This is a genomic window from Desulfoplanes sp. PS50 (assembly GCF_053851535.1).
In genome coordinates this window covers 1-10,791 of sequence record NZ_JBSPZA010000054.1, presented here as the reverse complement: position 1 = coordinate 10,791, position 10,791 = coordinate 1, and the positions used below count along the sequence as shown (strand labels likewise).

The window sequence follows — 10,791 nt, the reverse complement described above, 5'->3', positions numbered from 1 at the left end:
GCGTGTACGCCGACTAATGCGTCATATGGGTATTCATGCAGTCTACCCCAAACCCAAGACTTCAAAGCCAAACATTGAAAACAAAATATACCCATACCTGTTAAGAAACATGACAATAAGCCGCGCGAATCAAGTTTGGTGCACTGATATTACTTATATCCCGCTTTCTCATGGTTTTATGTATCTTGTAGCTATAATGGATTGGCATACAAGAAAAGTACTATCCTGGAGAATTTCTAATACCATGACTTCAGATTTTTGTATTTCTGCATTAGAAGAATCCATATCACTTTATGGAACTCCAGAAATATTCAACACAGACCAAGGATCTCAATTTACTGATGAAAAATTCATTGGTGTTTTAAAGTCTAACGCTATCCAAATCTCTATGGATGGGAAAGGTCGTTGGATGGACAATGTTTTTATAGAACGTCTCTGGAGAAGCGTTAAATACGAATGCATTTATATCAATGAATTCAAGGGATGCAAAGCGCTAAAGGCAGGCTTGCGAATTTGGTTCGAGTTTTATAATCAAGAGCGACCGCATGCCAGTCTGGGTGATATGACCCCAGATCATGCATATCAACTTGACGTCAAAAAAACTGCCTAATTTCATGATGTTATGTGTTTTATTTGATGTTCAATTTGTAGCAATAAAACAAGAAGAATCGAGCCAACTGCCGCCCCCATCGTTCCGCTCCACCCTCAGCCCTCGGGCTGCCCCTGCGGGGACGGGCTCCGCGGAACGATGGGGGCCAAAAGACTAAGACCGGCCAAAAAACAGTGTGTTACTGGCTACTGAGTGAAATGTGGGGGAAGCCTACCGATAAACTATCTAGCCTAGCTTAAACACCCCCTCCGACTGTACAGCTCCTGGGGTCCACCTTATTATATCTTCGAGGGCCAAGAACTCAACGCGATCCAAATCTACCGTAAAATCCGAAAACGCAGGGGAAGAGCAAAGATTCTCGCAAATGCACAAGTTCAGATCAAAGATGGGGGCATGGCCAAATTGGTCTTCGTCCGCAACCGAAGTAAAAGAGACTGGCTTGCATTGCTGTGTACGGATGAAAATCTTCCGGATGATGAAATAGTTCGTATCTATGGTCGACGTTGGGATATCGAAGTCTTTTTTCGGACAGCCAAACAGCATCTTGAATTGGAAAAAGGATGCCAGAGCAGAGATTTCGATGCACTTATAGCACATACCAGCATTGTTATGACCAGGTATATCTTTCTCTGCATAGAAAAACGTCGGACAGAAGATCCCAGAACGCTGGGAATTTTATTTCACCACTTCTGCCAAGAGGCTGCAGATTGTACGTTGATTGAGGCGCTCGGAAAAATTCTCGGTGTAGTCGTAAAAAATCTCCATAAAATCGAAAACTTACCAGCAAATGTTCTTGGAAGCATTTTGGAACTAGTCCAAAAAAACATGGATAGTTTCGTTGGTGAAAAAGGACTTCTTGTCAATAAAAACAGACTAGTAACGGCTAATCGCTAACCCCGAAAGTCGAGTAAATTACTTGTTGCATTCAATATCTTCAGTATCCTTAATCAGTTCCGAGTCAGCGATTCTTTGTTGTATATCCAACAAATCCTTGAATCCGTCCGGGGCAAGATGAGCATATCTCTCCGTGGTTTTTGTCTCTGTGTGCCCCAATAGTTTGGCAACCTTGAAAAGGGGTACTCCTTCCATTACCAGCCAGGACGCGCAGGTGTGTCTCAAAGAATGAAAGGTCAATCGCTCACGACTATCGTCCACATTCTCATTGAATCCCAACTGGTCAATAATACGCTTAAAAGTATTACTTATTCGGTCTCTAATCTCTCCATTTCGATTCGGAAAAATCAATTCCCAAGGGAGTCCCGGCGCCCTTTCCAAAAGCATAATCTTAATATCTTGGGTAAAAGGAATATGTCTTGAGTCCCCATTTTTGGTATCCTTGAAATGGGCAATCCCGTTATCAAGATTCACGTCTATCCATGTAAGTTTTGCCAACTCGCCAAAACGAGCTCCTGTTCTCAAAGCCATCAAACTGAGATCGTGCGTATCCTTACTCACGACGGCCAAACTTTTTAATAAAAGCTCCGCTTCTTTGCGTGAAAAAAATCGAACTCTTTTGTTCTCAACTTGGATCTTGATCTTGCGTGTAGGACAATCTCCAGTCACAAACCCCTCATCTTTGGCCAAGGTCCACATTGTTGAAATAAGGCCCATTGCATGCTTCTGAGATTTTGGCTTTTGCCCCTTACTTCGCATATTTGAACATATACGTTCAAGACTGATCTGAGAAAGATCCTGTAGCTTGAGATTGCCAATGACTGGCTCAATCCAAATTTTAAACTGAGCCTTGTTTGAATCCCTGGTTCTCTTTGCCAACCTTTCTCGTGTATGGATGAAGACTGACTCCCAAAATTCAGAAAAAGTGACACTCTGTTTTGCATCAAGAGCTTTTTTCAAGTCTTCTTCTTTGCGTATGCGTTCCTCCTCGAGATTTGCTCGCTCTTCTTCCAGGCGAGGATCAAGACCCTTCAACGCATGTCGAGCCATATTTCTAGCCTTTTCCCTAGCGTCCACAAGGCATAAATGATTTCTTTCAGGCGATGAATCATTGACCTTGGTAGCTACTGTACCTAGAACCATCCTTTGTTTTCGTCCCTCCAAAAAAAACTGATATTCCCAGTTCGCGCTCTCACCACGGACCCGGAGGTACAAGCTGCCCGTACCACGACCACCTAATTTTTCTCCTCGATAGAATTTTCCCGAACGAAGCCATTTTTCTACTTCCTTGGCTGTAAAACTAAATTTTTCCCTTTTGCTCATGAATAACTTCTCCCGTGTCTCAACTTCCTTTTTTGGCGTCAGTTTTGGCGTCAGTGTAGATCGGTATTTTGGATGATATTAGATGATGTAACGGGAAATCTGATTGACCCCTAACACATTGTTTGTCAACGTTTTTAAAGCTTCCCGTGACATATTGTGATCATTCTTATCCTTATAGAAGATCTGGTTTGGGACCAGAGGGTCGCAGGTTCAAATCCTGTCTTCCCGACCATTGAAACAGCAAAAAGGGTTACGATCTTAGTCGTAACCCTTTTTTGTTTTTAGAATTTTCAGATGCGGGAAAGACCTTTTTTTGCATGTCGTTCAATCAATCGTATTGAAAATTTCAATAGAACAACCAAAGAGTCCTGATCATTCGATGAAAACGACTATTTTGCTGCTGCATGAAATATATGGTGTTACAGACAATCTTCGAGCTCTTAGTTCTTCTTTGCGATCTAAGGATTACGAGGTTATCCTGCCTTCTCTGTATCCTGACGGGTATACGGGAACGGATGAATCATACTCGTACAGCAAGTTCTTTGCAGAGGTCGGAATCGAACGAGCACTGGTCACGATAAATGAAATAATTGATGCTAACAGTCATAAGAATTTAGCGATCATAGGATTCAGCATCGGCGCGACCCTTGCCTGGCTCACATCGACTGATACCAGGATACAGGGAATCATCGGCTTCTATGGTTCAAGGATCCGCCACTATCCGGATGTGAGTCCGCTCGTTCCAACACGACTGTTCTTTTGCCAGGAAGCCGGATTCAACGTGGATAACCTGATCAAGAAATTGAACAAGCACACCACTGTGAAATCAAAAATGATTGCCGGGGCGCATGGTTTTTATTCGCACAATGAATTCGACTCCCATGTCATTCATACTGCCAACATCATTCTGTTTGATGAATTGGACGCACTTACAACCTGACAAAGCGATCCCTGCCACATCCTATACCCCAATCATCCAGTCCAAGGCCTGGGAGATTCTGGAAAAAATTTACCTTCCCGGCTATACATTCCAAAAAGTCGGGGTCATGCTCACTGATCTTGCCACCCCTTCCAACCGCCAGCGATCCTTTTTCGATCCCTCTCCCAGGAAAAATCACGCCACCAGTCTCTCATCTCCGTGATGGACTCCATCAACAACCAATACGGCAGCGCCACCGTCACCCTGACCTCCGCTGGTCTTGGACACAAAAAAAGGCATATGCGCCGGGAATTTCTTTCCAAGCGATACACCACATCATGGGCCGAGCTGGCTGTCGTCAGGTAGACAGCCTACGCTGTCTGCGAGCTTACATAATCGTCACATGTGCACAGACGGTTACGTTTTAAAAATGTCAGCATGAGTGCCGGTTCTTGCCAGGAGAAGTTCCCCCTTCTGCTCAAGGTAAACGAGAAGCCAATCCGGTTCAATGTGGGCATCCCAAAAAGGCAACCAGTTACCCTTGAGTGGATGTGCCTGATAGGAATCCGGTACATCTTGCTCTTCGATCAAAAGAGTGAGTAGCCGCCGGAGTTTCTCCATGTTTTTGCCACGCTTTTGCATCTTCTTGACATCTTTGCGGAATTTTGAAGACTCAACGGGTGTCAGCATGACTCATATCCCCAGGTTCTCAAAGAGATCCTCCTTGGTCCCACTTCGTACCCCCTTCCCCGCACCCAGTTCATCCATGGCCTCGAGGGTCTCGTCGTTCGGTCGCATAAAATAACTCGGAACAGCATGGAACAGGGTCGCCAGAGTCTGAGCATGTTTGTAGGGAATGTTCCTCCTATCCCTTTCAAATTCGGAAATGTGGCTTTGCGGAATCCCCAATGCGTCAGCAACCTGTTTCTGAGTCAACCCGGCCCTCTGGCGCAACCCTTTGAGCATCTTTCCTCCCCGCTCCAAAGACGGGATGGGATAGGCATTCAGATCGGCAGATGATTCGGACATCACCTGTCCACCAAGCTTGGTTACCAGTTCCGTTAGCAACCCCAGGCAATCCGGGGGAACAGCTATGTGTGCATGGGTCATTTTGTGTGCTTGCATGATGGTTCTCCTTGATGTTAAGATATAATATCTCAAATCATCTCATTGTCAACCGTGCTGATCACGACGAACTCCAGACTCATCCGAAAAAGGCGATCACAAGCCAAATGTTCTGGCCCTTTTGGAAAGATTCTCCTCATCCAGGGCCATTCCCGATTTTTTTGCCAAAAAATTTAAAAAACTCGAGATGATACCTTGTGTCATACATAAAGATAATGATACGGGCCAATTCATTGCAGGATAATGTCTGACCAAATATTGTTATACATTCTGGGAAGGATCAGACAACCAGGCGGGATATCTTCCAGGCCGGCTCATCCACAGCCATCTCAAACATGACCAATAGCACAGAAGGATACGGCTATTGCCATAAGCCGGGGACTCACTGATTGTTCCTGCAACTGAAGGCCGCTCCGGAGTCAAAAATCCAGCGGGCTCTTTCTGTCCTTTTTGGTCGTGCTCTTGATGGTATGGGTATAGATCATGGTCGTACGGATATCGCTATGCCCCAGCATCTCCTGAATAATGTGGATGTCTTAGTTGGTTTGGAGGAGATGGCTGGCAAAGGAGTAACGGAAGGGGTGGGCAGAAGTGCGTTTACTCAACCGGGCCTTCTTGATCTTGGTGAGCGATCTGTTTGCAAAGAAGACGAGGATGCCGACAAATCAGACCGATTCCCTGTCACCTGAGCGACTTGGCAACGTTTGTAAAAAATCGATACGGCATGAGACGCCTGCCGTATCAAATTGACGGGTTGATATTTCGCGGCAAGCTTTTCCATAAAGTGCTTCAAACGTGTCCGGTCTGATAGGTCATTCTGATATTTATGACAAAAATCAAAATAATACCTCAGCCATTTACGGTAGAAGGGCCTCGACCCTTCAGAGATGGACTCATGGACTAGGCATTTTTCAAAATTGTCTCGAATATCGTCTGGGATGTTAATCATAGCCCTTGATCATTAAAAAGATCTTGATAACATGCCAAATTCGGAGTTGTCAGGCTAGAAATTACCTGCATTTAATCTTAATTTTTTGACAACGGCATGGTTTCCTGGAGTTATCAGGAAACCATATAATAATTTGTTCGGCAGGAAGGAGTGATATGAGAGTCTTCGGCGTACAACCTGACGGCCAGTTCAGCGAGTACCTCCAGACGCCTTTCCAAGTCGATCACGAGGAGGCGATTCTGGAAGACTGGTTGGAGTCGAATCCTGATGGGATCGTCGAGGACGGGCGGATTTTGATCATCGGGCGACAGGTAGCAACCAACCTCGGAGGATTCATCGACTTTGTCGGCCTGGACCGGGAGGGTGGTGTTGTCGTCGTGGAGCTGAAACGGGACAGAACTCCACGTGACACGATTGCTCAGTCCCTGGAGTACGCGTCTTTTGCCGAGCGGTTGGACACCGCTCAACTCGAAGCCATACTCGGCTCCTACCTCAATGACGAGTCTCTCAGCCTTGCCGAGCACCACCGCGAGTATTTCGACTTGGCGTCCGACGAGGCGGTCGCCTTCAACAAGGACCAGCGCATTGTCATTGTCGGCCAACGTGTCACGCCGGAGATCAGGCAGACAGCCACATTCTTGCGCGGCAAAGGAATCCGGGTCACCTGCGTTGAGTTCACGTTCTTCCAAGCCAACGGGGGAACCCGCTTGCTTTCTCAGGAGATCGTGGTTGGGAGGGAATCGGAGAAGCCAAGGCAGGTCACATCGGGTTCCCTTCCCGTGGTGACACAGGATGCCTTCCTTGCTTCCTTGGACGACAACGGCAAGGCAGTCTTCTCTCGGATTCTCGATTTGGCACAGCGGAAGTCCATGCCTGTCCATTGGGGCACCAAAGGCTTCTCCCTCAACGCCAGCGTCGATGGCACCCATGTTGCCATCTGCTTCGTGTATCCTCCCGATTCGGTCTACAAACAGACTCTCCGCACATCACTTCGTGACCGCGGAGGAGTGGAGAGGAAATCCGCGGTTCCGGAAAAAGAGCTCGACGCCTTGAGGAATAAAGCAGAGAAGACCGGGCTTTTTGTCCCCGCTGGCCGCGATCTCAAATGTCAGGTGACGCGGCCACTGACAGATGGTGAAATCGAGTCCCTCATTGCGTGGTGCGAAGCCGTGGAGACTGCCATCCAAATGCACGGACTCAAAGAATAGGAAAGCCGAACAAGACGGATGGACACGGACGGAGAAAACTGCGCCGCTTCGCTTTGCAGTTTCCCCGCCGGTCATCTGCGGGCCGTTGGACAGGAGAGCGGACGGTATGAGTAACCTGGAACGAGGTATAAATATGACTCCAGCCTGGGGTGCGGAATGAGCGGGTTTAACCGCATGACAGTCGTCGCCGCAGCGGAGGTGATAGCGAGTTTCAACTCGCATGACGATATGGAGGTTTTTGAAGTCCAGTGGGGAATCGATCAATGGTGCAAATCATCCAGCAAATCTGGACGCGCTGCCAGTTGGGCCAAGATTGCCCTTGACCGAGGTCCTGAAGTGATCACCGAAAACGGGCCTGTCACGCTTTCACGCGCTCTTATCGAGACCGCGATCAAGGCTCCACCAACTTGTCGGAGCGGTGAGACATGGAGCAAGTTCGTCGCTGGTCTTCGTTTCGATGGGTTTGAACCTTTTGAGCAGGATGTTGAAGAAGAACCGACCTGCCTATGTAAGCACAGCGTCAAAACCAAGGCGCTGACCTTGAAACGGATGTTGCCGAAGGAAATCCCGGAGATCGACTTTCGAGAGGCGGAAAATGAGGTGGTCGGCCTTCTAGATCGCTTCCGGTTTACGATAGCCAAAGGGCACCTCGATAACGCGCTATCGGCTTTCCAGAGAGGAGAATGGTCATCAGCCAATGGAGAGCTGAGGAACTTCTACGAAGAGTATCTTAATGCCATCGCGCTGGGTTTCGGTTACAGGGGGCAGGATGACAGCAAGCTGAAGCGCGATTATCTCGGAAAAGATGTGCAGCCGCCGTTTCTGATCCCGGACTACAATGAGTGGAACGAGAATAATCAGAAGCCGCAGTACGTGCAAGGGCTCATGAGTCGGATGCATCCCCATGGTGGTCATCCCGGATTATCCGAAGAAGAAGATGCGACGTTCCGACTTCAGATCACGTTGATCACAGCACGGCTCTTCCTGCGCAGATACGACAGAAGAACACGTTGAGGGATGGTGGCTACCATCAAGATAGACGGCCAGCCTTGAGGAACACATGCACGATAATGTCCAACATGCGGTTTTATCGGGGTCGGACCAAGATAACATCTCAAAATTGTTATCAATAACCGTTCAAAAGCGGCCATTTTTGGCCTTAAAACCACGTTTTTGACCCCAAAATCGTCCATCTAAGGTAATAAATTTTCTGGCTCCCATCATGCCAAGAGCGCACCGATATTTTCTTCCCAACCATGTCTGGCACATCACTCACAGGTGCCACAAAAAGGAATTCCTGACAGCAAGGCTGACCTGTTCGCCATGTTCATTGAACGTGGTTTTGAAATGACCAAAGGAAACAGCTTCCACTCCATGGTTACCATGCAAAGCTGGATGTTTTTATCATCCTACGAAAAATTGCGCAGGAGACTCCTTGATGATGCCACTATCAACTGTATGCTTCATATGTCTAATATGGTTATGGGCATTGCTTTTGGAACAGCGGCTACGGTGTGGATCAATGGGCACCTTCCAGAGTACAAGGGAGCCTTCTGTTTTGTTGAATATGAAGATATCGGTGAAAACAATAAACCAGTGAGATTTTCTCCTCTGAATGAGAGGAATCAATCAGCCCGAAATAAAAAATAAAATAGATTCTTCATATCTTTCAAACTTCAAAGCCCGTTTGTAGCAGCCCCAAAGCGTTGGAGATCATCCAGGCAGCCAAAACCGCTGCCAAATGACCCAGGTTTTCACCGGGACCGCCGAGCGTCTGCTCGGCAACGGACTCGCGCACCCTCAACTGGTCACGAAAATGACTCCAACATAGGCGAAACAACCATAACGCCCTCATTCATCCCCAAAGATGCCGAGCAGACGCTCGGCAGTCCCAGAATGACCCACGCATACCGCAACGAGACCACACCATGAACCTTCCCATCAACATCAAAGATCTCTTTACCGGCAAAATAGTTGAGTGGGAACGCCTGGAATTCAAAGCAGGCTGGAACCCTGAAGACATTCTTCATACCCTGTGTGCCTTTGCCAACGATTTTCATAATCTCGGCGGCGGGTACATCATCATTGGGGTTGCTGAAGAAAACGGTCAGCCGGTGCTGCCTCCCGTTGGGCTGAATCCGGCCTCGGTGGATGGCATCCAAAAAGAGATTCTGAATCTGGGCTACCATGCCATCCAGCCATACTACCATCCGCTGATGGTTCCGACAGAATTTCAAGGCAAAACCATTCTGATCCTCAGGGCAATGGGCGGGCAAACCCGACCCTACAAGGCCAAAAAGTCCCTGGCCAAGAATCACAAGAACTTTGCCTGGTATATCCGCAAAGGCTCCAGCACGGTGCAGGCGAGGGGCAGCGATGAAGCAGAATTGATCTCTCTTGCGGCCACGGTTCCCTTTGACGACCGTTTCAATCAGCAGGCACGGGTTGGAGATTTGTCTCCCAGATTGATTGAAGAATTTCTGCAAGAGATTGGAAGCGGTCTGGCTGAAGAAGCGACCAGTCTTTCTCTTGAGGATTTGGGACGGCAGATGAGTATCGTTGGAGGACCGGTTGAATCGCCTTTTCCCCTGAATATTGGGCTGATGATGTTCAATCCTGAACCCTCGAAATTCTTCCCGTACACCCAGATTGATGTGGTCTGGTTTGGCAAGGAAGGTGCCGGAGGAGATCAGTTTTCCGAAAAGATTTTCAAAGGCCCCATCCATATCATGACCCGGGAAGCCCTTGATTTCATCAAACGCAATTTCATCACTGAAACCGTGATCAAACATCCGGATCGGGCCGAGGCCACCCGCGTGGAAAACTTTCCCTATCCGGCCATAGAAGAAGCAGTAGTCAACGCTGTGTATCACCGTGCATACGATGTGCGCGAACCTGTTGAGATTCGCATCTATCAGGATGAAATATTTATCCTCAGCTATCCAGGCCCGGATCGCTCGGTTAAACTCGAGGCACTCAGACAGGGACGGGCCAACCCCCGCCGCTACCGCAACCGGCGCATCGGTGAGTTTTTAAAAGAATTAAAAATGACCGAAGGAAGAGGAACAGGCATCTCCAAAATCAAACACGCCATGCAGGACAATGGCTCGCCCGAGGCTGAGTTTGAATTTGATGAGGATCATAGATATTTTCAGGTGCGGTTACCGGTGCATGAAGCGGTCAAGAAAGCGGAAGAAAAAGAGGGGCTGGGGACCGGCAAGGATGTAGAGGCCCCGTCGGGGGTAGAGTCAGGGGTACATGACGGGGTACATGATGGGGTACATGAAATCCAACTGACCTCAACCATGGAAAAAATTCTACAAAGTCTGTCTGAACCGTCTTCTACTGCTCATCTTCTGGAAAAGCTTGGCTACTCAACACGAACCAGAAACTATGTTGAATCTCTAAAAAAACTTCTGAGCGCTGATTTGATTGCCATGACCCTGCCAGATACCCCGCGCAGCAAGAATCAGAAATATCGGCTAACGAAAAAAGGGAAACGCCTGCTGGCAAAGAAAGATTAAAATCGCCTGTTTTATCGGGGTCGGACCAAGATAACATCTCAAAATTGTTATCAATAACCGTTCAAAAGCGGCCGTTTTCGGCCTTAAAACCACGTTTTTGACCCCAAAATCGTCCATCTAAGGTAATAAATTTTCTGGCTCCCATCATGCCAAGAGCGCACCGATATTTTCTTCCCAACCATGTCTGGCACATCACTCACAGGTGCCACAAAAAGGAATTCCTGCTCAAATTTGCAAGG

Annotated in this window: 14 protein-coding genes; 10 read left to right on the top strand and 4 right to left on the bottom strand. The window is 47.8% G+C overall.

What is annotated here, in order from left to right:
- Both ACTVJH_RS15230 and ACTVJH_RS15225 read left to right on the top strand, forming a co-directional pair.
- Positions 1-610: IS3 family transposase (locus ACTVJH_RS15230; protein WP_455992568.1), on the top strand; the 610-nt coding region annotated here is incomplete at its 5' end.
- Positions 611-862: 252 nt separating this feature from the next.
- On the top strand, positions 863-1,504 hold the full coding sequence (locus ACTVJH_RS15225) for a transposase (protein ID WP_455992573.1): 642 nt from the start codon (positions 863-865) through the stop codon (positions 1,502-1,504).
- Positions 1,505-1,522: 18 nt separating this feature from the next.
- Here the strand turns inward: ACTVJH_RS15225 and ACTVJH_RS15220 are convergent, their stop codons facing one another.
- On the bottom strand, positions 1,523-2,827 hold the full coding sequence (locus tag ACTVJH_RS15220) for a tyrosine-type recombinase/integrase (protein WP_455992565.1): 1,305 nt from the start codon (positions 2,825-2,827) through the stop codon (positions 1,523-1,525).
- 379 nt (positions 2,828-3,206) lie between these two features.
- Between ACTVJH_RS15220 and ACTVJH_RS15215 the strand changes: the two genes are divergently transcribed.
- Genes ACTVJH_RS15215 through ACTVJH_RS15205 form a run of 3 tightly spaced genes read left to right on the top strand, consistent with a single transcriptional unit; the run spans position 3,207 to position 4,112 of the window.
- Positions 3,207-3,767, top strand: a complete 561-nt coding sequence (locus tag ACTVJH_RS15215; RefSeq protein ID WP_455992562.1) for a dienelactone hydrolase family protein — start codon at positions 3,207-3,209, stop codon at positions 3,765-3,767.
- A complete protein-coding gene (locus tag ACTVJH_RS15210; RefSeq protein WP_455992559.1) occupies positions 3,742-3,969 on the top strand; it encodes a DinB/UmuC family translesion DNA polymerase in 228 nt (75 codons plus the stop codon). The genes ACTVJH_RS15215 and ACTVJH_RS15210 overlap by 26 nt, the downstream gene beginning before the upstream one ends.
- Positions 3,969-4,112: a DUF4113 domain-containing protein gene (locus ACTVJH_RS15205; RefSeq protein WP_455992570.1), complete on the top strand. Its 144-nt coding sequence runs from the start codon at positions 3,969-3,971 to the stop codon at positions 4,110-4,112. Before ACTVJH_RS15210 ends, ACTVJH_RS15205 begins: the two co-directional genes overlap by 1 nt.
- A gap of 51 nt (positions 4,113-4,163) precedes the next feature.
- Here ACTVJH_RS15205 and ACTVJH_RS15200 read toward each other — a convergent pair whose 3' ends face one another.
- Together ACTVJH_RS15200 and ACTVJH_RS15195 are read right to left on the bottom strand one after the other, a co-directional pair.
- Positions 4,164-4,436 carry a type II toxin-antitoxin system RelE/ParE family toxin gene (locus ACTVJH_RS15200; RefSeq protein ID WP_455992556.1) on the bottom strand — a complete coding sequence of 91 codons (273 nt, stop codon included), beginning with the start codon at positions 4,434-4,436 and terminating at the stop codon, positions 4,164-4,166.
- A gap of 3 nt (positions 4,437-4,439) precedes the next feature.
- Positions 4,440-4,871, bottom strand: a complete 432-nt coding sequence (locus ACTVJH_RS15195; protein ID WP_455992553.1) for a helix-turn-helix domain-containing protein — start codon at positions 4,869-4,871, stop codon at positions 4,440-4,442.
- Between the two features lie 389 nt (positions 4,872-5,260).
- Between ACTVJH_RS15195 and ACTVJH_RS15190 the strand changes: the two genes are divergently transcribed.
- Positions 5,261-5,560 carry a hypothetical protein gene (locus ACTVJH_RS15190; protein WP_455992575.1) on the top strand — a complete coding sequence of 100 codons (300 nt, stop codon included), beginning with the start codon at positions 5,261-5,263 and terminating at the stop codon, positions 5,558-5,560.
- Here ACTVJH_RS15190 and ACTVJH_RS15185 read toward each other — a convergent pair.
- Positions 5,473-5,820: a phage integrase N-terminal SAM-like domain-containing protein gene (locus tag ACTVJH_RS15185; RefSeq protein ID WP_455992551.1), complete on the bottom strand. Its 348-nt coding sequence runs from the start codon at positions 5,818-5,820 to the stop codon at positions 5,473-5,475. The genes ACTVJH_RS15190 and ACTVJH_RS15185 overlap by 88 nt on opposite strands.
- Positions 5,821-5,975: 155 nt before the next feature.
- On the opposite strand from ACTVJH_RS15185, the gene ACTVJH_RS15180 reads away from it, so the two are divergent.
- From ACTVJH_RS15180 to ACTVJH_RS15165, 4 genes are all read left to right on the top strand, one after another.
- Positions 5,976-7,028, top strand: coding sequence for a hypothetical protein (locus ACTVJH_RS15180; RefSeq protein ID WP_455992549.1), 1,053 nt, complete (start codon positions 5,976-5,978; stop codon positions 7,026-7,028).
- Positions 7,029-7,184: 156 nt separating this feature from the next.
- Positions 7,185-8,042, top strand: a complete 858-nt coding sequence (locus tag ACTVJH_RS15175) for a hypothetical protein (RefSeq protein WP_455992547.1) — start codon at positions 7,185-7,187, stop codon at positions 8,040-8,042.
- A 264-nt stretch (positions 8,043-8,306) separates the two neighbouring features.
- The gene (locus tag ACTVJH_RS15170) at positions 8,307-8,678 is read left to right on the top strand and encodes an Eco57I restriction-modification methylase domain-containing protein (RefSeq protein ID WP_455992544.1); all 372 of its coding nucleotides are present in this window, start codon (positions 8,307-8,309) and stop codon (positions 8,676-8,678) included.
- Between the two features lie 278 nt (positions 8,679-8,956).
- Complete coding sequence (locus ACTVJH_RS15165; protein WP_455992542.1) at positions 8,957-10,552, top strand: RNA-binding domain-containing protein; 1,596 nt, start codon at positions 8,957-8,959, stop codon at positions 10,550-10,552.
- The last annotated feature ends 239 nt before the right edge of the window (positions 10,553-10,791 follow it).

Excerpts from the sequence above, each read along its gene's own strand:
- ACTVJH_RS15200 (WP_455992556.1), bottom strand. The coding sequence starts at position 4,436 with ATGCTGACACCCGTTGAGTCTTCAAAATTCCGCAAAGATGTCAAGAAG.
- ACTVJH_RS15185 (WP_455992551.1), bottom strand. The coding sequence starts at position 5,820 with ATGATTAACATCCCAGACGATATTCGAGACAATTTTGAAAAATGCCTA.
- ACTVJH_RS15210 (WP_455992559.1), top strand. The coding sequence starts at position 3,742 with ATGAATTGGACGCACTTACAACCTGACAAAGCGATCCCTGCCACATCC.
- ACTVJH_RS15205 (WP_455992570.1), top strand. The coding sequence starts at position 3,969 with ATGGACTCCATCAACAACCAATACGGCAGCGCCACCGTCACCCTGACC.
- ACTVJH_RS15180 (WP_455992549.1), top strand. The coding sequence starts at position 5,976 with ATGAGAGTCTTCGGCGTACAACCTGACGGCCAGTTCAGCGAGTACCTC.
- ACTVJH_RS15195 (WP_455992553.1), bottom strand. The coding sequence starts at position 4,871 with ATGCAAGCACACAAAATGACCCATGCACACATAGCTGTTCCCCCGGAT.
- ACTVJH_RS15220 (WP_455992565.1), bottom strand. The coding sequence starts at position 2,827 with ATGAGCAAAAGGGAAAAATTTAGTTTTACAGCCAAGGAAGTAGAAAAA.
- ACTVJH_RS15215 (WP_455992562.1), top strand. The coding sequence starts at position 3,207 with ATGAAAACGACTATTTTGCTGCTGCATGAAATATATGGTGTTACAGAC.
- ACTVJH_RS15175 (WP_455992547.1), top strand. The coding sequence starts at position 7,185 with ATGAGCGGGTTTAACCGCATGACAGTCGTCGCCGCAGCGGAGGTGATA.
- ACTVJH_RS15165 (WP_455992542.1), top strand. The coding sequence starts at position 8,957 with ATGAACCTTCCCATCAACATCAAAGATCTCTTTACCGGCAAAATAGTT.